Annotated in this window: 17 protein-coding genes and 1 pseudogene; 10 read left to right on the forward strand and 8 right to left on the reverse strand. The window is 72.7% G+C overall.

The genetic code is table 11. The features are described from left to right. Positions 1 to 34: 34 nt before the first annotated feature. Entirely contained in the window at positions 35 to 907 is an 873-nt protein-coding gene (locus tag PYR72_RS35200; protein ID WP_343245549.1) for a hypothetical protein, read from the forward strand. Here the strand turns inward: PYR72_RS35200 and PYR72_RS35205 are convergent. Both PYR72_RS35205 and cobT read right to left on the reverse strand, forming a co-directional pair. After that, positions 907 to 1,548 (reverse strand): annotated as a pseudogene (locus PYR72_RS35205) (hypothetical protein); the annotation flags it as partial. The gene PYR72_RS35200 and the pseudogene PYR72_RS35205 overlap by 1 nt on opposite strands. Before the next feature lie 397 nt (positions 1,549 to 1,945). Beyond that, entirely contained in the window at positions 1,946 to 3,064 is a 1,119-nt protein-coding gene (gene cobT, locus PYR72_RS35210) for a nicotinate-nucleotide--dimethylbenzimidazole phosphoribosyltransferase (RefSeq protein WP_275459053.1), read from the reverse strand. 191 nt (positions 3,065 to 3,255) lie between these two features. On the opposite strand from cobT, the gene PYR72_RS35215 reads away from it, so the two are divergent. After that, complete coding sequence (locus PYR72_RS35215; protein ID WP_275459054.1) at positions 3,256 to 4,089, forward strand: class I SAM-dependent methyltransferase; 834 nt, start codon at positions 3,256 to 3,258, stop codon at positions 4,087 to 4,089. A 32-nt stretch (positions 4,090 to 4,121) separates the two neighbouring features. Here the strand turns inward: PYR72_RS35215 and PYR72_RS35220 are convergent, their stop codons facing one another. Beyond that, complete coding sequence (locus tag PYR72_RS35220) at positions 4,122 to 5,327, reverse strand: bifunctional adenosylcobinamide kinase/adenosylcobinamide-phosphate guanylyltransferase (RefSeq protein ID WP_037727903.1); 1,206 nt, start codon at positions 5,325 to 5,327, stop codon at positions 4,122 to 4,124. A 127-nt stretch (positions 5,328 to 5,454) separates the two neighbouring features. On the opposite strand from PYR72_RS35220, the gene PYR72_RS35225 reads away from it, so the two are divergent. Continuing rightward, positions 5,455 to 5,667, forward strand: a complete 213-nt coding sequence (locus PYR72_RS35225; RefSeq protein WP_275459055.1) for a hypothetical protein — start codon at positions 5,455 to 5,457, stop codon at positions 5,665 to 5,667. A 287-nt stretch (positions 5,668 to 5,954) separates the two neighbouring features. On the opposite strand, the gene PYR72_RS35230 is transcribed toward PYR72_RS35225, so the two are convergent. After that, on the reverse strand, positions 5,955 to 6,668 hold the full coding sequence (locus PYR72_RS35230) for a methyltransferase domain-containing protein (protein ID WP_275460605.1): 714 nt from the start codon (positions 6,666 to 6,668) through the stop codon (positions 5,955 to 5,957). An 80-nt stretch (positions 6,669 to 6,748) separates the two neighbouring features. Further along, complete coding sequence (locus PYR72_RS35235) at positions 6,749 to 7,378, reverse strand: DUF3043 domain-containing protein (protein ID WP_275459056.1); 630 nt, start codon at positions 7,376 to 7,378, stop codon at positions 6,749 to 6,751. 334 nt (positions 7,379 to 7,712) lie between these two features. On the opposite strand from PYR72_RS35235, the gene PYR72_RS35240 reads away from it, so the two are divergent. The 5 genes from PYR72_RS35240 to PYR72_RS35260 all read left to right on the forward strand — a co-directional run bounded on the left by PYR72_RS35240 (position 7,713) and on the right by PYR72_RS35260 (position 14,209). Then, entirely contained in the window at positions 7,713 to 8,513 is an 801-nt protein-coding gene (locus PYR72_RS35240) for a PspA/IM30 family protein (RefSeq protein WP_060884980.1), read from the forward strand. Positions 8,514 to 8,558: 45 nt separating this feature from the next. Further along, positions 8,559 to 8,837 carry a hypothetical protein gene (locus PYR72_RS35245; protein ID WP_059080745.1) on the forward strand — a complete coding sequence of 93 codons (279 nt, stop codon included), beginning with the start codon at positions 8,559 to 8,561 and terminating at the stop codon, positions 8,835 to 8,837. A gap of 94 nt (positions 8,838 to 8,931) precedes the next feature. After that, positions 8,932 to 10,170, forward strand: a complete 1,239-nt coding sequence (locus tag PYR72_RS35250) for a histidine kinase (RefSeq protein ID WP_275459057.1) — start codon at positions 8,932 to 8,934, stop codon at positions 10,168 to 10,170. Positions 10,171 to 10,192: 22 nt separating this feature from the next. Next, the gene (locus PYR72_RS35255; RefSeq protein ID WP_275459058.1) at positions 10,193 to 10,879 is read left to right on the forward strand and encodes a response regulator transcription factor; all 687 of its coding nucleotides are present in this window, start codon (positions 10,193 to 10,195) and stop codon (positions 10,877 to 10,879) included. Positions 10,880 to 11,080: 201 nt separating this feature from the next. Then, positions 11,081 to 14,209, forward strand: coding sequence for an efflux RND transporter permease subunit (locus PYR72_RS35260; protein ID WP_275459059.1), 3,129 nt, complete (start codon positions 11,081 to 11,083; stop codon positions 14,207 to 14,209). An 89-nt stretch (positions 14,210 to 14,298) separates the two neighbouring features. On the opposite strand, the gene nadA is transcribed toward PYR72_RS35260, so the two are convergent. Next, positions 14,299 to 15,483: a quinolinate synthase NadA gene (nadA, locus tag PYR72_RS35265; protein WP_275459060.1), complete on the reverse strand. Its 1,185-nt coding sequence runs from the start codon at positions 15,481 to 15,483 to the stop codon at positions 14,299 to 14,301. A gap of 400 nt (positions 15,484 to 15,883) precedes the next feature. On the opposite strand from nadA, the gene PYR72_RS35270 reads away from it, so the two are divergent. Beyond that, the gene (locus tag PYR72_RS35270; protein WP_013004278.1) at positions 15,884 to 16,240 is read left to right on the forward strand and encodes an iron-sulfur cluster assembly accessory protein; all 357 of its coding nucleotides are present in this window, start codon (positions 15,884 to 15,886) and stop codon (positions 16,238 to 16,240) included. A 124-nt stretch (positions 16,241 to 16,364) separates the two neighbouring features. Here the strand turns inward: PYR72_RS35270 and PYR72_RS35275 are convergent, their stop codons facing one another. Together PYR72_RS35275 and PYR72_RS35280 are read right to left on the reverse strand one after the other, a co-directional pair. Then, entirely contained in the window at positions 16,365 to 18,062 is a 1,698-nt protein-coding gene (locus PYR72_RS35275; protein ID WP_275459061.1) for a hypothetical protein, read from the reverse strand. A 113-nt stretch (positions 18,063 to 18,175) separates the two neighbouring features. Further along, a complete protein-coding gene (locus PYR72_RS35280; protein ID WP_275459062.1) occupies positions 18,176 to 18,388 on the reverse strand; it encodes a hypothetical protein in 213 nt (70 codons plus the stop codon). A gap of 135 nt (positions 18,389 to 18,523) precedes the next feature. On the opposite strand from PYR72_RS35280, the gene PYR72_RS35285 reads away from it, so the two are divergent. Then, positions 18,524 to 19,498 carry a carbohydrate kinase family protein gene (locus PYR72_RS35285; protein ID WP_275459063.1) on the forward strand — a complete coding sequence of 325 codons (975 nt, stop codon included), beginning with the start codon at positions 18,524 to 18,526 and terminating at the stop codon, positions 19,496 to 19,498. Positions 19,499 to 19,566: the final 68 nt, after the last annotated feature.

Raw genomic sequence — 19,566 nt, forward strand, 5'->3', positions numbered from 1 at the left:
GGCGGCCGAGGGCGGCCCTGGATAAAGTGCGCATATGGGTACCTGGTGGGAGCGGAACATCATCGAGCCGGGCAAGCTGCCCCTGCTCCTCGCCCTCACCGCGTTCGTCCTGACGTTCCTGATCACCCGGGTCATCACCCGCCTCATCCGCGCGGGCAAGGGCCCCTTCCGGAACATCAGCGGCAGCGGCGGGGTCCACATCCACCACGTCGTCCCCGGCATCGTCCTCGCCGTCGTCGGCGGCTTCGGCTCGGTGGCGGGCGACGGGCACGGCTTCGGCGCGCTGATCTCCGCCGTGCTGTTCGGCATGGGGGTGGGCCTGGTGCTGGACGAGTTCGCGCTGATCCTGCACCTGGACGACGTGTACTGGAGCGAGGAGGGCCGGCAGAGCGTCGAGGTGGTCGTGCTGACGGCGGCCCTGGTGGGCCTGCTGCTGGTCGGCTTCCTCCCCTTCGGCGTCAACGACCTCGACGAGGAGGAGATGCAGGACCGGGGCGCGGTCATGCTCACCATGGGGACGAACTTCCTCATCGCCCTGATCGCCCTGGCCAAGGGCAAGACCCGCACCGCGATCTTCGGGGTGGTCATCCCGTTCATCGCCGTCGTCGGAGCCGTGCGCCTGGCCCGCCCCACCTCCGTCTGGGCGCGCCGCTTCTACCGCCGCCGTCCGCGCGCCCGCGCCCGCTCCTGGAGACGCGCCTACCGCCACGACCGCCGCTGGACCGGCCCCAGCCGGCGCCTTCAGGACTGGCTCGGCGGCACCCCGGACAGGGCACCGGCACTGGAGTCCGCCACCCGCCCCGCGCTTCCGGCCGGTCCGCCGCGCCCGTCCGGACCGGTCGGGCGCACCGGTCCGTCCGGACGCACCGGTCCGTCGGGCCCGGCCGGACGGCCGGACCGCCGCTGACGCGCGGCCTCGATCCCGCACACCAGCAGCACCGCCGCGATCGCCGCCAGATGCTCCTTGCCCGCGAGGTTCTCCTTCACCAGCACCTCGACGACCATCGCCAGCACGACCGCGCCCGCCGTGACGTACGCCCGGTGCCGCCACCCGACGTACACCGCGAGTCCCACCACGGCCGCCGACGGCCCGGTGTCCACGACCCGCGCGTCCGACGCGGGCAGCCCCACGAGGAGGACGTCCGGGCCGAGGGCGATGCCCACGCGCGCGTACAGCGTGCCGGCCAGGGTGGCGGCGTACGCGATCGCCAGCGTCCGGCGCCGGCCCAGTGAGATCTCCGCGATCCCGAACACGAGCAGGATCTGCGCCAGCGCGCCCCACACGGGCAGGTCCAGCGCCGGTACGAAGAGGGAGAGCGGCGTCCGCAGCAGCGCGAGCCCGAGCGGGTCCTCGGCCCGTACGGCACCGGCGTCCTCGATGAACCGGTAGCCCCAGGGCTGCCGGTGCACCAGGTGCACGACCGTCGCGAGACAGACGGCGGCGAGCGTCATGGGGGCGGCCCGCAGGCGCCGGGCCGCCACGGCCGCGCGCACGGTTCCGTACAGGTGGCCCCATTCGGCGCGGGCCAGGCGGGCGGCCCTGTTCAACGGTCCGTCCTCATCCGTGCGACCTCGTCCATGCGACTTCGGGTACCGGCGGGCTGTGCCGCCCGCCGTGTTCGAAGACCGGCCGGAAGGGTGAGGCGTTGAGCGGGGGCCGCGTGATCCAGGTCTCTCCCGGCTCGCTCTGCCTGTGCGCGCGAGGGTGCCGGGGGGTGGAGTGCGTGGTCGGGTGCGGGCCGGTGGGGGCTGGTCGCGCAGTTCCCCGCGCCGCTGAAAGGCAGGGGCTGCGCCCCGCGCTTTCCGGCCCGCAGGGCCGTTGGCTTTCAGGGCTGCGGGGCCATCGTTTTTCAGGCCCGCAGGGCCTGGGCTCTGGGGGCGCGGGGAACTGCGCGAGAAGCCCCCACCGGGCCGGCAGCCGAAGAACCGCCCCCCGCGCCGGGACTCAGGTCGCGTCGTACTCCACGGCCGGCTTCGCCGCGTCCGGCGCGGGAACCGCGTCCGCCTCCGCCGCATCCGGCTCGCGCTCCGGCAGCTCCGCCGCCAGCGCCGCAGCCGCCCGTACGAGCGGCAGCGCCAGCAGCGCCCCTGCCCCTTCCCCGACCTTCACCCCGTGGTCGAGCAGCGGTTCGACGGCCATCCGGTCCAGCGCCTTGGCCTGGGCGGGCTCCCCGCTGTTCTGTCCGGCCAGCCACCAGTCCGGCGCCCGGAAGGCGACCCGCTGGGCGACCAGCGCGCACGCCGCCGACACCACGCCGTCCAGGATCACCGGCATCTTCCGCACCGCGCTCTGCAGCAGGAAGCCGGTCATCGCCGCGAGATCCGCCCCGCCCACGGTGGCGAGCAGCTGGAGCTGGTCCCCGAGCACCGGCCGGGCCCGCCGCAGGGCGTCCCGGACCGCCGCGCACTTGCGCATCCACGCCAGGTCGTCGATCGTCCGGCCGCCCCGCCCGGTGACGACGGACGCGTCGGTCCCGCACAGTCCGGCCACGAGGACGGCCGCCGCCGTGGTCCCGCCGACGCTGATGTCGCCGAGGACGACGAGATCGGTCCCGGAGTCCGCCTCCTCGTCCGCGAGGGCGACGCCCACCCGGAACGCGGCCTCCGCCTCCTCGGCCGTCAGCGCGTCCTCGACATCGATCCGGCCCGACCCGCGCCGCACCCGATGCCGTACGACCTCCGCGGGCAGGGTCTCGGGATCGCAGTCCAGCGCGAGGTCCACCACGCGTACGGGTACGTCGAGCTGCCGGGCCAGCACCGCCACCGGGCTGCTCCCGTCGAGAACGGACCGCACCAGCTCGTCCGCGGTGCCCGCGGCCCGCGCGGAGACACCGAGTTCGGCGACCCCGTGGTCGCCCGCGAACAGCAGCACCCGGGCCCGGCCGATCGGCCGCACCGGTACGGCCGACTGCGCCGCCGCCAGCCACTCACCCAGTTCGTCGAGGCGGCCCAGCGCCCCGGGCGGCACGGTCTGCCGCTCCCGCCGCGCCTCGGCGTCGCGGCGCACCCCGCCGTCGGGGCGCTCGATCAGATCGGTGAAGTCGTCGAGATTAAGCGAGCTCATTCGCCGAACAGTACCGGCAGGGATCGAACACGACCGCGCCACACCGTGCCCCCGCGGCGTACGCACGTCCCACCGCGCCACGGGCACGTCGTTGCGCCCGGTATCCCTCTCGCGTACGTACCTTTTTGGGGCGAATGTCCGTACGCCGTCACCCCGGCGCGTACGGGATCCCGTCGTTCCCAGGAGCCGCCATGCCCCCCACCCCGCGGCCGGAGCCCGGCCGACCCGCCACGGGAGCCGACCCCTTCCGGGAACCGCGCCGGGACGACTGCCCCTGGTGCGGCTCGCGGCAGGTGCGCACCCGGGTGCGCGCGCCGGAGGGCGGGCGGCGCACGCCGGGCACGTTCGTGGTGGACGAGTGCCGGGACTGCGCGCACGCCTTCCAGAACCCCCGGCCGACCGCGGACGCTCTGCTGCTCGGGCGGCACCGGCACCCCGCGGAGGACGACGAACGGGCCGCACTCGACGCACGCCGGCGCCGCGGACACCACCGGGGCGCCGCCCGCGCGCTGCCGGCGTACCTCGAACCGGAGAGCTGGCTGGACGTCGGCACCGGACACGGCCACTTCCCCGAGGCGGCGCGGGCCGTCCATCCGTACACCTCCTTCGACGGCATCGACGCGACCCGGGGCGTCCGACGGGCGTGGGAGGAGGAGCGGGTGGAGGAGGCGTACCAGGGCCTGCTGACCGACCCGGAGATCACCGCCCGGCTGCGCGCCCGCTACGACGTGGTCAGCATGCTCCACCATCTCGAACACACCGCCGACCCGCGCGACGAACTCCGCGCCGCCCACGCCGTCCTGCGCCCCGGCGGCCATCTCCTCCTCGAAGTCCCGGACCCGGCACGGCCGTTCGGCAGCCGCCGCTACTGGAGACCGCGCGACCGGCCCCGCCCCCTCCACCTCGTGCCGCTGCGCAACCTGCTCGCCGAACTGGGCTCCCTGGGCTACGAGATCCTCGCCGCCCGCCGCTGCGCCCCGCTCCGGTCCCGCGCCCACCGCGTCCTCGCGCGCCGCACCGCATGACAAGCGCCCCCGCAAACCCCGGGAACCGTTCCTCACCCCCGTAGGGGCAGGGCCTGCCCCGCCACCACCAGCAGCACGTGCTCGCACTGCGCCCCGAAGGACGCGTTGAGCCGGCCGAGTTCGTCACGGAAACGCCGGCCGGAGGCGGTGGTGGGGACGATGCCGGAGCCGACCTCGTTGGAGACGGCGACCACCGTGCGGCGCGTGTTCCGCACGGCGTCCGTCAGCTCGGTGACACGCGCCCGGAGCGCGCGCTCCCCGCCGTCGGCCCACTCCGCGTCGTCCCACGCCCCCACCTCGTCCATCACGTCCGTCAGCCACAGCGAGAGACAGTCGATGAGCAGCGGCGCCCCGTCGTCGTCCTTCAGCAGGGGGACCAGGTCACAGGTCTCGACCGTGCGCCAGGAACCGGGCCGCCGCTCCCGGTGGGCGGTGACCCGCGCGGCCCACTCCCCGTCGCCGCCCCGCGTTCCGCCGGTCGCCACGTAGAGCACGTCCGGGAACGCCTCCAGCCGCCGCTCGGCCTCCACCGACTTTCCCGACCGCGCCCCGCCGAGCACCAGCGTGCGCCGGGGTACGTCGGGCACGTCCTCGTAGACGCCCACCGTCAGCGTCGTCCCGTCCGGCACGGCCCGCGCGCCCGCCGCCGCGAGCCGGCGCGGCAACTCGCCGTCCGGCGGCACGTCGTGGTCGATGTGCACGGCCACGACATCGGTCGTCGGCCCGACGGCGCCCACCCTGCGCAGCCGCGCCAGCGCGTCCGGCCGGCCCAGGACATCGGCGAGCACCATGGCGTACGGCTCGGTCGTGTGCTCCTCCAGGCCGGCGGGCGCGCCCCGCGGCGGCAGGTACAGCAGCCGCTGCCCGCCCGGCCCCGTCACCTCGTACCCGGTGCCCGGCGCGTCCAGGGACAGGGCCCGGACCCGGTGCCCGGTCAGCAGCGTCAACTCCCGTCCGTCCGGCACCCGGCCCGGCTGCGGCAGCCCCGGCGGCACCTCGACGGGGGGCCCGTCGTGAGGATGGGAGAGCAGCACCTGCCGCACCCCGGTCAGCGAGTGCCCGGCGCGGGCGGCCGCGAGGGCGGCGCCCGGCGTGAGGTCGAGCAGCAGTGAGCCGTCCACGAGCAGCGCGGTCGCCCCGCGCGCGGCATCACCGAGCGCGGTCGCGCACGCCGCGCACGGACAGTCGGGGCGGGGAAGCCCCGCGGGGGCGCCGGTGCCGAGCAAAGTCAGTTCCACGCCCCCGATTTTCGCGTGTCCCGATGAACACCCGCAGGTCTTGTGCGTCCGACTAGGCTCAGGGGAGGAACCGGATCTTGCTCGGCGCCCTGTGTGTGGTGCCGGGCCGGTACTTACGGAGGCTCACATGGCGGCATGGACGTGGCGGTTCGAGAAGGCCGACGGGACGGAGGTCCAGCCCGCGGTCCAGCCCGAGGAGTTCACGACCCAGGGGGACGCCGAGTCGTGGATCGGTGAACACTGGAAGGCGCTTCTGGAGGGCGGCGCCGACCAGGTCCGTCTGTTCGAGGACACGACGGAGATCTACGGGCCGATGAGTCTGGATGCGCAGGACGCGTAGCGCTCCGCGGTGGGGCGGGGTCCCTGTCCGGGGCTCCGCCCCGATCCCCGTGGGAGAGCTCGGGGGGTTCGGTGCGTGGTCGGGTGCGGGTCCGGTGGGGCTTCTCGCGCAGTTCCCCGCGCCCCTGAAAAACAGGGGCTGCGCCCCGTGCTTTTCAGGCCCGTAGGGCCGTCGCTTTTCAGGCCCGCAGGGGCCTGATGTTTTTAGGGGCGGGGGGAACTGCGCGAGAAGCCCCCACGCACCCGCAGCCGCCGACGAGGCAGCCACCCCCGAGCTCCCAGGCGCCCTCAGCCCCGCACCCCGCACAGGTGCAGCAACGCCGCCACCTGCCGATACGGATCCGTCCGCCCCGCCCGCTCCTCCGCCGCGAGCAGCACCTCCAGGTCCCCCTGACCGTCGGGGACCCCCGCGTCGTCCGCGGCCAGGTCCGTGAACACCCGCACCCCGTACCACGCGTGCAACGGCGCCCCGATCCCCGCCAGCGCGTCCGTCAGCGTCGCCAGCCGGTCCGCCCGTACGTCCAGCCCGAGCCGGTTGCGGTACGCGGTGGTGTCGAAGGAGGCGAGCGCGCCGGCCCAGTCCCCGGCCAGCCCCGCCCGCATCGCGAGCGCGTCGCCGTTGCGCACGAGCAGCGACAGCAGCCCCCCGGGCGCCAGCATCCGCGCCAGCCCCGCCAGCAGCGCGTCCGGCTCCTCGACGTACATCAGAACCCCGTGGCAGAGCACCACGTCGAAGCTGCCCGGCAGGAAGTGCACACCGGTGTCGCGGCCGTCGCCCTCGACGATCCGCACCCGGCCCCGGATGCCCTCGGGCTCGGCCGCCAGCGCCTCACGGGCGACGGCGATCAGCCTCGCCTCCCGCTCGATCCCGGTCACCGCGTGCCCGGCGCGGGCCAGGCGCAGTGCCTGCGTGCCCTGCCCCATGCCCACGTCGAGGACCCGGAGCCGCTGCCCGACCGGGAAACGGCCGGCTATCTGCTCGTCGACCTGCCGGGAGACCAGCTCCTGGCGGACGACCTCACGCAGGGTGCCCAGCCGGTTCAGCCAGGCTTCGGCGGCACTGCCGGAGAAGGGAGTCGTGCTCAGGGCCGCTCTCCGCGCTTGACCTGCGGCTTCGGCAGCCGGAGGCGACGCATCTGGAGCGTGCGCATCAGGGCGTAGGCGACGGCGCCCTTCTTGTTCGCGTCGGGGAAGCGCTCGTTCAGCTGCTTCTTCAGACGGAAGGCGAGGCCGATGGAGTCGACCACGATCAGCACGATCACGAACAGCCACAGCAGCAGCGCGACGTTCTGCAGCGACGCCACCCGCACCATGCTCAGCACGAGGATCAGCACGGCCAGCGGCAGGAAGAACTCGGCGATGTGGAAACGCGAGTCCACGTAGTCACGGGCGAACCTGCGCACCGGACCCTTGTCCCGGGCGGGCAGGTAGCGCTCGTCGCCGGTGGCCAGGGCCTGACGCTGCTTCTCCATGGCGGAGCGGCGCTCGTCGCGGGAGCGCTTGGCGGCCTCCTTGCGCGTCGTCGGCGTATGCGCGACGCTCCGACGCTGGCCTTGGGCCACACTCCGCTTGGGAGTGGGCCGGCCCTTGGGGGCCTGCGGGTGACGGGTCTGCTGGGAGTCGGTCACCGACGCCTTGGCGGCGGCCGATTCCTTCTCGTTCTTGGCGCGGCTACGGAACACAAAACCCAAGGGTACGGGGTGCCGGGGCATGGACCCCAGCCGAGTGGGGAACGATCCGGCAACACCCGGCGTCCGTACTGGAGACAGAGGTGGGGCGACAGTGGCCGGGGCAGCCCGGGAACCGGAAAAGGGGGAGCGCGGTGACGTCCCGTCCGTAGAGGGGCTGCGGTATTCCGCGGGATCGGTGCGTACACGACCCCGGGGAGCACCTACTCCCTACGCCGGAGCGCCGCCGTACACAGTCGTCCTTGGGGATGAGCGCATCGGTCCCCGAACAGTGCGGTAATAGAAGCAGGGCCCGTACTGTGGGTTCTGTCGCAGACCTGTGAGCTGGAGTTCCGTCAGAAGGGGGCGCGCGAAGCCCATGAGCGGTGTCATGAAGCGTATGGGGATGATCTTCCGCGCGAAGGCGAACAAGGCCCTTGACCGGGCCGAGGACCCGCGCGAAACCCTCGATTACTCGTACCAGAAGCAGCTGGAGCTGCTCCAGAAGGTACGCCGCGGTGTGGCCGACGTGGCCACGTCCCGCAAGCGTCTGGAGCTCCAGCTCAACCAGCTCCAGTCCCAGTCCTCGAAGCTGGAGGACCAGGGCCGCAAGGCGCTCGCCCTCGGCCGCGAGGACCTGGCCCGTGAGGCGCTCTCCCGCCGTGCCGCGCTCCAGCAGCAGGTGACGGACCTGGAGACGCAGCACTCCACCCTCCAGGGCGAGGAGGAGAAGCTCACTCTCGCCGCGCAGCGGCTGCAGGCCAAGGTCGACGCCTTCCGGACGAAGAAGGAGACCATCAAGGCCACGTACACCGCCGCCCAGGCCCAGACCCGGATCGGTGAGGCGTTCTCCGGCATCTCCGAGGAGATGGGCGACGTCGGTCTCGCCATACAGCGTGCCGAGGACAAGACGGCACAGCTCCAGGCCCGCGCCGGCGCCATCGACGAGCTGCTCGCCTCCGGCGCCCTCGACGACCCGTCCGGGATGCACAAGGACGACATCCAGGCCGAGCTGGACCGTCTCTCCGGCGGTACGGACGTCGAGCTGGAGCTCCAGCGCATGAAGGCGGAGCTGGCGGGAGGCCCGTCCGCGCAGCAGCAGGCCATCGAGGGCGGCACGGGCCAGTCGGCCCCGCAGCAGCAGTCCCAGCGGCAGGACACCCCGCGCTTCGACAAGTAGCCGTCACGTCGGCGAGCAGCCGTCACGCGTCCCGAGGAGGGCGACATGATCGTACGGATCATGGGGGAGGGGCAGGTGAGGCTGGACGACGCCCACTTCGCCGAGCTGAACACACTGGACGACGTCCTCCTGGCGGAGATGGAGGTCGGTGACGGCCCCGGTTTCCGCCACACCCTCCACGCCCTCCTGGACAAGGTCCGCGAGCTGGGCACACCCCTCCCCGACGACGCCCTGGAGCCCTCGGAGCTGATCCTCCCGGCCCCGGACGCGACCCTGGAGGAGGTCCGGGAGATGCTGAGCGACGACGGCCTGATCCCCGGGTGACGACCGCGGGACGGGCCCGCAGGGGCCCTGCGCCCGCACGGGTACCGCCACCACCCGTTCCGCCCCCGGCCGGCGCCCCGTACCGTAAACGGTCGTGAGCACCCTCCACCGCGCCAGGTCCTGGCTGACGGCGCACCCCCTCGCGCTGGACGCCGCCCTGGCCCTGGGCGTCCTCGCCGCCATGGTGGCGGGCGCCTTCGTGGACCCCCACGCCGAGCACGGCGCCCGATGGGGCGCCCGGAGCCCCGCTCCCCTCAGCATCACGCTCATGGTGCCGGCCGCCGCCGTCCTGATCGCCCGGCGCCGGGCCCCGCTGGCCGTGCTGGGGGCCACCTCCGCCCTCACCCTCGCCGAACTGGTGACCGGCGACCCGCGCGCCCCGGTCGCGATGTCCGCCGTCATCGCCCTGTACACCGTCGCCTCCACCACCGACCGCCCCACCACCTGGCGCGTGGGCCTGCTCACGATGACCGTGCTGACGGGGACGGCCATGCTCGCCGGCCCGCTGCCCTGGTACGACCAGGAGAACATCGGCCTCTTCGCCTGGACCGGCATGGCCGCCGCGGCCGGTGACGCGGTGCGCAGCCGCCGCGACTTCGTGCACGCCATCCGGGAACGCGCCGAGCGGGCGGAACGCACCCGCGAGGAGGAGGCCCGCCGCCGGGTCGCCGAGGAACGCCTGCGGATCGCCCGCGACCTGCACGACGTCGTCGCCCACCACATCGCCCTGGTCAACGTGCAGGCCGGGGTCGCCGCGCACGTCATGGACAAGCGGCCCGACCAGGCCAAGGAGGCCCTCGCCCACGTCCGCGAGGCCAGCCGCTCCGCACTGGGCGAACTCCGGGCCACGGTCGGTCTGCTGCGCCAGTCCGGCGACCCCGAGGCCCCCACCGAACCCGCCCCCGGCCTGGTGCGGCTCGACGAACTCGTCGGCACCTTCCGCAGCGCGGGCCTCGCGGTGGAGGTGGTCCGCGCCGACGAGGGGGTGAGCCTCCCGGCCGCGGTCGACCTCGCGGCGTACCGCGTCATCCAGGAGGCCCTCACCAATGTGCACAAGCACGCGGGCGAGTCGGCGAAGGCCGAGGTCAGCGTGGTCCGCGTCGGCCCGAACGTGGAGATCACCGTCCTCGACGACGGCACCGGGCGGACGAGGACGGGCGCCGGGGGCGGGACGGCCGACGGCGGCGGCCACGGACTTCTCGGCATGCGGGAGCGTGCCACCGCGCTGGGCGGCACCCTCACCACCGGTCCCCGCTACGGCGGCGGGTTCCGCGTCCATGCGATCCTGCCGCTCACGACCCGTACGACCGCCGCGCAGGCGGCCCGACCGTGACCAGCGCCCCGGGGGACCCCGTATGACGATCCGTGTCCTGCTCGCCGACGACCAGGCCCTGCTGCGCAGCGCCTTCCGGGTGCTCGTCGACTCGGAGCCGGACATGGAGGTCGTGGGGGAGGCGTCGGACGGGGCGGAGGCGGTGCGGCTCGCGAAGGAGGAGCGGGCGGACGTCGTGCTGATGGACATCCGGATGCCGGGCACCGACGGACTCGCCGCCACCCGCCTGATCAGCGCCGATCCCACGCTCACCCGGGTACGCGTCGTCATCCTCACCACCTTCGAGGTCGACGACTACGTCGTGCAGTCGCTGCGCGCCGGTGCCTCCGGCTTCCTCGGCAAGGGCGCCGAGCCGGAGGAACTGCTGAACGCGATCCGGGTCGCCGCCGACGGCGACGCCCTGCTGTCGCCGACCGCGACCAAGGGCCTGATCGCCCGTTTCCTCGCCCAGCCCGACGACTCGGCCGACGGCGACCAGGGCGCCGCCCGCTCCGAGCGCCTCGCCACCCTGACCGGCCGCGAGCGCGAGGTGCTCGTGCAGGTGGCGGGCGGGCTCTCCAACGACGAGATCGCCGAGCGGCTGGAGGTCAGCCCGCTGACCGTGAAGACGCACGTCAACCGGGGCATGGCCAAGCTGGGCGCCCGCGACCGGGCCCAACTGGTGGTCTTCGCGTACGAGTCGGGCCTGGTACGACCGAAGGTGGACTGAGCGCGCCCGGGACTACTCCACCCGGAGTAGGCGCGGCATAAGGAAATGGCCCTGCGGAGCGAGGGAGAGGGGCACTCCCATGGCCCAGGGTATGAGGTGAGCGCTCACACTCGCTTCACACGGGCGACACATGGGGGATCCAGCCGCATGTGGCACGGGCGTTCGTCCTCCGCTCACGCCACGGAAGAGAGACCCTGACCCATGTCCTGGCTGTCCCGGTTCAGCCTCGCACAACGGGCCCTCGTCGGTCTGATGTCGATCATCGCGCTCGTCTTCGGGGCGATCGCGATACCGCAGCTCAAGCAACAGCTCCTGCCCACCATCGAACTGCCCGTGGTGTCCGTGCTGGCGCCCTACCAGGGCGCGTCCCCGGACGTGGTCGAGAAGCAGGTCGTCGAGCCGATCGAGGACAGCCTCGAAGCCGTCGACGGCATCACGGGCGTCACCTCCACCGCCAGTGAGGGCAACGCCCTGATCATGGCGTCCTTCGACTACGGCCCCGGCACCGAGCAGCTCGTCGCCGACGTCCAGCAGGCCGTCAACCGGGTCCGGGCGCAGCTGCCGGACGACGTGGACCCGCAGGTGATCGCGGGCTCCACGGACGACATGCCGACCGTCGTCCTCGCCGTCTCCTCCGACGAGGACCAGCAGGCCCTCGCCGACCGGCTCGACCGGACGGTCGTGCCCACGCTGGAGGGCATCGACGGCGTCGGCCAGGTCACCGTGGACGGCGTACGGGACGTCCAGGTCACCGTCACCCCCGACGACGCGAAGCTCGCCAGGGCGGGCCTGACCACCCTGGCCCTCTCCCAGGCCCTCCAGGCCGGCGGCGTCACGATCCCCGCGGGCTCCTTCGACGAGGACGGCGCCAACCGCACCGTCCGGGTCGGCGGCGGCTACACCTCGCTGGAACAGATCGAGAACCTGCGGGTGCGCGGCGAGGGCGCCAAGAAGCCCGTACGTCTCGCCGATGTCGCCGACGTCAAGGAGGAGCAGGCCAAGGCCGACTCCCTCACCCGCACCAACGGTGAGCCGAGCCTCGCCGTGATGGTCACCATGGACCGGAACGGCAGCGCGGTGGCCATCTCCGAGGCCGTCGAGGACAAGCTGGCGGACATGCGCCGCGACCTGGGCTCCGGCGCCACCGTCACCGTGGTCAGCGACCAGGGCCCGGCGGTCTCCAAGTCCATCGACGGCCTGACCACCGAGGGCGCCCTCGGTCTGCTCTTCGCGGTCCTGGTCATCCTGGTCTTCCTCGCGTCGATCCGCTCCACCCTGGTCACCGCGGTCTCCATCCCGCTGTCGGTGGTCCTGGCGCTGATCGTGCTGTGGACCCGCGACCTCTCCCTCAACATGCTCACCCTCGGCGCGCTGACCATCGCCATCGGCCGGGTCGTCGACGACTCGATCGTGGTGCTGGAGAACATCAAGCGGCACCTCGGCTACGGCGAGGAGCGCGAGGAGGCCATCCTCAAGGCGGTCCGCGAGGTCGCCGGCGCGGTCACCTCCTCCACCCTGACGACCGTCGCGGTCTTCCTGCCGATCGGCCTGACCGGCGGCATGGTGGGCGAACTGTTCGGCAGCTTCTCGCTGACCGTGACGGCGGCCCTGCTGGCCTCCCTCGTGGTCTCGCTGACCGTGGTCCCGGTCCTGTCGTTCTGGTTCCTGCGCGCCCCGAAGGGCACGCCCGAGGACGCCGAGGAAGCCCGCCGCCAGGCCGAGGAGAAGGAGGCGAAGAGCCGCCTCCAGCGCTTCTACGTCCCCGTCCTGCGCTTCGCCACCCGCCGCCGGCTGACCAGCCTGGCCATCGCGGCCGTCGTGCTGGTCGGCACCTTCGGCATGGCCCCGCTGCTGAAGACGAACTTCTTCGACCCGGGCGACCAGGAGGTCCTCAGCCTCAAGCAGGAGCTGAAGCCCGGCACCAGCCTCGCGGCGACCGACACGCAGACGAAGAAGGTCGAGAAGCTGCTCGCCGGCACCGAGGGCGTCAAGGACTACCAGGTCACCATCGGCTCCTCCGGCTTCCTGGCCGCGTTCGGCGGGGGCACCGACTCCAACCAGGCCTCGTACAGCGTCATGCTGGACGACTCGGCCACGGCCTCGGACGTCCAGGAGACCATCGAGAAGGGCCTCGCCGGGCTCTCCGGGATCGGTACGACGACCGTCGCGGTCGGCGACGCCTTCGGCAGCCAGGACCTGAGCGTGGTCGTGAAGGCCGCCGACGCCGACGTCCTGCGCAAGGCCGCCGGGCAGGTCCGGGACGCCGTCTCGACGATGGACAACGTCTCGGACGTCACCAGCGACCTCTCCCAGAGCGTCCCCCGGATCTCGGTGAAGGCCACCGACAAGGCGGCCGCGGCCGGCTTCGACGACCAGAGTCTCGGCGCGGCCGTCTCCCAGGCGGTGCGCGGGACCACGAGCGGCCGGGCCGTTCTCGGCGACACCGAGCGGGACATCGTCATCACGTCGGCGAAGCCCGCCCGGACGCTGAAGGAGCTGCGGAACCTGCGGCTCGGCGCGGTGAAGCTCGGCGACATCGCGGACGTCGAGCTGGTGGACGGCCCGGTGGCCATGACCCGGATCGACGGCCAGCGGGCCGCGACGATCACGGCGAAGCCCAAGGGCGACAACACCGGCGCGGTCAGCACCGACCTCACCGCCAAGCTGGACGCCCTGAAGCTGCCCGAGGGCGCCACCGCCTCCATCGGCGGTGTCTCCGAGGACCAGGACGAGGCGTTCGCCTCGCTCGGCCTCGCGATGCTCGCGGCGATCGCGATCGTCTTCATGCTGCTGGTCGCGACCTTCCGGTCCCTGGTCCAGCCGCTGATCCTGCTGGTCTCCATCCCGTTTGCGGCCACCGGCGCCATCGGCCTGCTGATCGTCACCGGCACGCCCATGGGTGTCCCCGCGATGATCGGCATGCTGATGCTGATCGGCATCGTGGTGACCAACGCGATCGTGCTGATCGACCTGATCAACCAGTACCGCCGCCAGGGCTACGGCACCGTCGAGGCGGTCATCGAGGGCGGCCGCCACCGCCTCCGTCCGATCCTGATGACGGCACTGGCGACGATCTTCGCGCTGCTGCCGATGGCCCTCGGCATCACCGGCGAGGGCGGCTTCATCGCGCAGCCGCTGGCCGTGGTGGTGATCGGCGGTCTGATCACCTCGACGCTGCTGACGCTCCTGCTGGTCCCGACCCTCTACACGATGATCGAGATCCGCAAGGAGCGCCGGGCGAAGAAGAAGGCCCTGAAGCGGGCGGGCAAGGAGTCCGGTCCGGCGACGGCGGGGGCCGACGCGGAGTCGCCGGAGCCCGCGGAGGTCTGACGCGGCACGGACACGGAACGACGAAAAGCCGGGGCGCTGCCCCGGCTTTTCGGCTCTTCCCGGCTTTTCTGCTTCTGCCGGTCACGCCCCTACGGCAGCGCCAGCATCCGCTCCAGCGCCAGCTTCGCGAACGCCTCCGTCTCCTTGTCGACCTCGATGCGGTTGACCAGGGTGCCCTCGGCGAGGGACTCCAGGGTCCACACGAGGTGGGGGAGGTCGATGCGGTTCATGGTGGAGCAGAAGCAGACCGTGCGGTCGAGGAACACGATCTCCTTGCCCTCCGGCGCGAAACGGTTCGCCAGCCGCCGCACCAGGTTCAGCTCGGTGCCGATGGCCCACTTGGAACCGGCCGGCGCGGCCTCCAGCGCCTTGATGATGTACTCGGTCGAGCCGACGAAGTCCGCCGCCGCCACGACCTCGTGCTTGCACTCGGGGTGGACCAGCACGTTGACGCCCGGTATCCGCTCCCGCACGTCGTTCACGGACTGCAGGCTGAAGCGGCCGTGCACCGAGCAGTGACCCCGCCACAGGATCATCTTCGCGGCCCGCAGCTGCTCGGCCGTGAGGCCGCCGTTCGGCTTGTGGGGGTTGTAGACGACACAGTCGTCCAGCGACATCCCCATGTCCCGTACGGCCGTGTTGCGGCCCAGGTGCTGGTCCGGCAGGAACAGCACCTTCTCGCCCTGCTCGAAGGCCCAGTCCAGGGCCCGCTTCGCGTTCGACGAGGTGCAGATCGTGCCGCCGTGCTTGCCGGTGAACGCCTTGATGTCGGCCGAGGAGTTCATGTACGACACGGGCACGACCTGCTCGACCACGCCCGCCTCGGTCAGCACGTCCCAGCACTCGGCGACCTGCTCGGCGGTGGCCATGTCGGCCATGGAGCACCCGGCGGCCAGGTCCGGCAGCACGACCTTCTGCTCGTCACCGGTGAGGATGTCCGCCGACTCGGCCATGAAGTGCACACCGCAGAACACGATGTACTCGGCCTCGGGCCGCGCCGCCGCGTCCCGCGCGAGTTTGAAGGAGTCGCCGGTGACGTCCGCGAACTGGATGACCTCGTCGCGCTGGTAGTGGTGGCCCAGCACGAAGACCTTGTCCCCGAGCTTCTCCTTGGCGGCGCGGGCGCGCTCCACCAGGTCGGGGTCGGACGGGGAGGGGAGGTCGCCCGGGCACTCGACGCCCCGCTCGCTCCGCGGGTCGGCCTCGCGGCCGAGCAGCAGCAGGGCGAGGGGCGTCGGCTGTACGTCGAGCTCCTGGGTCTGGGCGGTGGTCACGGCACGCACCCTTTCTGTTCTGCGGCTCGCCGCCCCGGGGGAGGGTCGGCGGGACATGCGGACGATCCTTTTCGTCGATTTGACGCTATCTATCATAACCGCTTCACGTCAGTTTGACGATGCCCATAGTGTCCATGTGACATGAATCCCGGCGGCCCGCACGCCGCGTCCCCGGCCCGCCCTCGCCGCGTCCCCGCCCCGCCCCGCCCTCGCCGCGTCCCCGCCCCGCTCCGGCGCGTGGCGTTGTCCACAGCCCCCGGCGACCCCGTGCCCCTGTCACGGGCCATGTGCGAGCATGAAGACAGAAGCGTGGCGAATCCACGCGGCCCGGAATGAATCCGGGGCTCCGGCGGTTGCACCCGTCGGCAAGCAGTCTCCGTACAACCCGGGAGAGATGTAGATGTCCGTATCGGACGAGACCGGCACCGTCACCGACGGCATCATCGTGACCGACGCCGCCGCGGCCAAGGTCAAGGCCCTGCTCGACCAGGAAGGCCGTGAGGACCTGGCGCTGCGCGTCGCGGTTCAGCCCGGCGGCTGCTCCGGCCTGCGGTACCAGCTCTTCTTCGACGAGCGCTCGCTCGACGGTGACGTGGAGAAGGACTTCGACGGCGTGAAGGTCGTCACCGACCGCATGAGCGCCCCGTACCTGGGTGGCGCCACGATCGACTTCGTCGACACCATCGAGAAGCAGGGCTTCACCATCGACAACCCGAACGCGACGGGTTCCTGCGCCTGCGGCGACTCCTTCAGCTAGGGTCCCCGCCCGCGCGCGGCAGCACCACGCGTACGGCGACGATCGGGCACGACGAAGGCGGCGTCCCCCGCGAGGGGGGCGCCGCCTTCCGTCATGCCGTCCGGGCCCGGCCCGGCGGTGGCGTCTACCGCGGCTCGAACTCCGCGATGCCGCCCTTCCGGAGCTCCTCGCCGTCCGACCCGACCACCTTCCGGTCGCCGAGCGGCTTGTCGAGCCGTACCGTCCGCTCGAACGCCTTGGCGATCATGATGCAGGTGGTGTTCTCCTGCGAGGTGTCGGTCACGGTGACCGTCACCTCACCCGACTCCTCGCGCACCGAGGTCGCGTAGTCGCTGCACGCGCCACCCCAGAACGACACGGTCAGCACGTCGCCGGCGGCCGTGTAGCCCTCGATCCGCACATCGCGCCAGGAGGCGTCGGCGGGGGGCGTGTCACGCGGCCCACCGGGCTTGTCGGTCGGCTTCGAGCGGGACTCGGGGCTCGCCAGGTACGCCGGATCGACCGCCGGCTGCGTCACCGTGTAGGTCTCCGCCGCCTTGGCCGGCCGTACCTCGTACAGCCAGGACGGCACCAGCGCCGGCTGCCCGTCCACCTGCTGCGAGGCGAGCCCGAACACCGCCTTCTCGACGGCGACCGTCTCCCGCTTCGGGGCCGTGCTCACCCGCTCGCACGGGGTCTCGCCCGACGCGACCGTCCCGCTCTCCACGGCCGAGCCGTTCTCCCCCTCCAGCGGGACGGGACCGGTGCAGCCGCCGATGCCGCCCCGCCCGGGGCCCACACCCTGCCCCGAGTCGTTCAGCAGCTTCAGCGCCCGGTCGGCGTCCACGACGGGATACGTGTCGCCCTTCTTCGGCGGCGTCAGGTTGCCGCTGCCGCCGAGCACCTGCCCGTCGGCGCCGATCCGGATGCCGGTCGCCCAGCCGTACGTGGGCAGCCCGCCCATCTCGGGGTCGGCGTTCACCACCCGTACGGCGCCCATGAGCTGGGTGGCGTCGAGCTTGGCGTCGTCCTGGCCGACGGCCTTGAGCACGGGCATCGCGGCCTTCCTGGCCACCGCCTCGCTCACCGGGTCACCGGCCCCGGCCGAGCCGTCGGACGCGCAGACCTCGGCCTTGCGGCAGTCGTCGGTGCCCGGCGTGTACCGCTCGAACGTCCATGCCCCCGGCGCCTCACGGCTCACCCGCAGCACCGGTTCCGTGCCGTCCCCGGCCGCTCCCACCCGCCAGCTCTCGCCCTCGGCGGTGGGCTTGCCCTCGACGCCGAGCGCCTTGGCGAGCCGCGCCACCGCGGAGGCCGTCACCTCGCCCTTCAGTGCGTACACCGGGGCCGAGCCGGGGCCCTCGGGCAGCTCGTCGTCCGCGCGATAGGTCACCCCGTAGGGGTTCGGTTCACCGGGCGCGATGCCGTTCGAACCACCGCCGCCCTGTCCGTCGAGCGCGAGGGGCGGGGGAGTGCCGTCACCGCCCGGCGCGCCGGAGCCCTTGCCGTCGCCCCCGGACCCGTCGGAGGCCGTGTTGGCGAGGAGCGCCCCGCCGCCTCCGACCAGCAGCACGGCGGCGGCCACGGACGCGACGACCACCCGGGTGCGCCGGGCGCCCGGCCGGCCGCCACCGCCGCCGCTCACGATGTCGGCGTCACCGGCCGTATCCGCTTCCGCGGTCTCGGCCTCGCCCGCGGGCCCACCGGGCTGGTCGGCCCGGTCGGCCGGATCGGCCCCGTCCGTCCCGGTGGCGTCGTCCCCGGCAGCCCCGAGCGCCTCGGTGGCGTCGGGCTCCGGGCCCTCGTCCGGGTTCTCGGGGTTGTCGGGTCGCTCGGAGTTCACCGCATCGCTCCTTCGGCAGGTCGTACACCGCATCCCCTCTTCGGGGGACGGCGATGGGACGCGGCGGGGGGGCGGGCGGTTCCCTCAGTGACCGTAGGGAGCGGGCGGTTCCCTCAGTAGCCGTATTCCGGCATCGCGTCCACCAGCCGTGCGGACGTCACCGGCACCGTGACCCCGTGGATGAGCGAAGGGGAGACGGGAGCCGTAATGACCTTCGCGGGGGCCGCCCAGTGCGGAGCCATCCGGGCGCAGTCGCCGCGCAGCGCCGCGAGGCTGCCGCCGTCCGGGTCGAACGGAACGGTGCCATTGATCTTGGTGTTCGTCATACGGGCACCGTACGCACCGCGAACCCTGCGAAGAAAGACCTACTATCGGGTAGTTTCGCCTGCTTCAGAGCGGGTGGCCGACCCGGTAGCGTGAACTGTCAATCCCCTCTCCCTTCGCAGGAGTGTGTCCTCGCCGTGCGTATCGCAGTCTCCGGCTCCATCGCCACCGACCATCTGATGACCTTCCCGGGCCGCTTCGCCGACCAACTCGTCGCGGACCAGCTGCACACGGTCTCCCTCTCCTTCCTCGTCGACCAGCTCGACGTGCGCCGGGGCGGTGTCGGCGCGAACATCGCGTTCGGCATGGGGCAGCTCGGCACGCGCCCCATCCTGGTCGGCGCGGCGGGCTCCGACTTCGACGAGTACCGCGCGTGGCTCGACCGGCACGGGGTGGACACCGCCTCCGTGCGCATCTCCGAGACGCTGCACACGGCCCGCTTCGTCTGCACCACGGACGCCGACCACAACCAGATCGGCTCCTTCTACACCGGTGCGATGAGCGAGGCCCGCCTCATCGAGCTGCAGACCGTCGCCGACCGCGTGGGCGGCCTCGACCTCGTCCTCATCGGCGCGGACGACCCGGAGGCGATGCTCCGGCACACCGAGGAGTGCCGCTCCCGGAGCATCCCGTTCGCCGCGGACTTCTCCCAGCAGATCGCCCGGATGGTCGGCGAAGAGATCCGGATACTGCTGGACGGCGCCACGTACCTCTTCTCCAACGAGTACGAGAAGGGCCTCATCGAGTCCAAGACCGGCTGGTCCGACGCGGAGATCCTCGCCAAGGTCGGCCACCGGGTGACCACGCTCGGCGCGCGGGGCGTGCGCATCGAGCGCGCCGGTCAGGACCCGATCGAGGTCGGCTGTGCCGAGGAGGAGCGCAAGGCCGACCCCACCGGAGTCGGCGACGCGTTCCGCGCGGGCTTCCTCTCCGGGCTGGCCTGGGGCGTCTCGCTGGAGCGGGCGGCCCAGGTCGGCTGCATGCTCGCCACCCTCGTGATCGAGACGGTGGGGACGCAGGAGTACGCGCTGCGCCGGGGCCACTTCATGGACCGGTTCGAGAAGGCGTACGGGGACGAGGCCGCGGCCGAGGTGAAGAAGCACCTGAACTAGAGGTGAGGGCGCACCCGAACCAGAACGAGGTGAGGGCGCCCTTGAACCAGAGGCAGGCAAGTACCTGA

This window comes from Streptomyces sp. VNUA24, assembly GCF_029167005.1.
In the GTDB taxonomy this organism is placed as follows: domain Bacteria; phylum Actinomycetota; class Actinomycetes; order Streptomycetales; family Streptomycetaceae; genus Streptomyces; species Streptomyces scabiei.

Coding starts and splice junctions, on each gene's coding strand:
- PYR72_RS35200 (WP_343245549.1), top strand. CDS start 35: ATGGGTACCTGGTGGGAGCGGAACATCATCGAGCCGGGCAAGCTGCCC.
- cobT (WP_275459053.1), bottom strand. CDS start 3,064: ATGAGCTCGCTTAATCTCGACGACTTCACCGATCTGATCGAGCGCCCC.
- PYR72_RS35215 (WP_275459054.1), top strand. CDS start 3,256: ATGCCCCCCACCCCGCGGCCGGAGCCCGGCCGACCCGCCACGGGAGCC.
- PYR72_RS35225 (WP_275459055.1), top strand. CDS start 5,455: ATGGCGGCATGGACGTGGCGGTTCGAGAAGGCCGACGGGACGGAGGTC.
- PYR72_RS35235 (WP_275459056.1), bottom strand. CDS start 7,378: ATGCCCCGGCACCCCGTACCCTTGGGTTTTGTGTTCCGTAGCCGCGCC.
- PYR72_RS35240 (WP_060884980.1), top strand. CDS start 7,713: ATGAGCGGTGTCATGAAGCGTATGGGGATGATCTTCCGCGCGAAGGCG.
- PYR72_RS35245 (WP_059080745.1), top strand. CDS start 8,559: ATGATCGTACGGATCATGGGGGAGGGGCAGGTGAGGCTGGACGACGCC.
- PYR72_RS35255 (WP_275459058.1), top strand. CDS start 10,193: ATGACGATCCGTGTCCTGCTCGCCGACGACCAGGCCCTGCTGCGCAGC.
- PYR72_RS35260 (WP_275459059.1), top strand. CDS start 11,081: ATGTCCTGGCTGTCCCGGTTCAGCCTCGCACAACGGGCCCTCGTCGGT.
- PYR72_RS35270 (WP_013004278.1), top strand. CDS start 15,884: ATGTCCGTATCGGACGAGACCGGCACCGTCACCGACGGCATCATCGTG.
- PYR72_RS35280 (WP_275459062.1), bottom strand. CDS start 18,388: ATGACGAACACCAAGATCAATGGCACCGTTCCGTTCGACCCGGACGGC.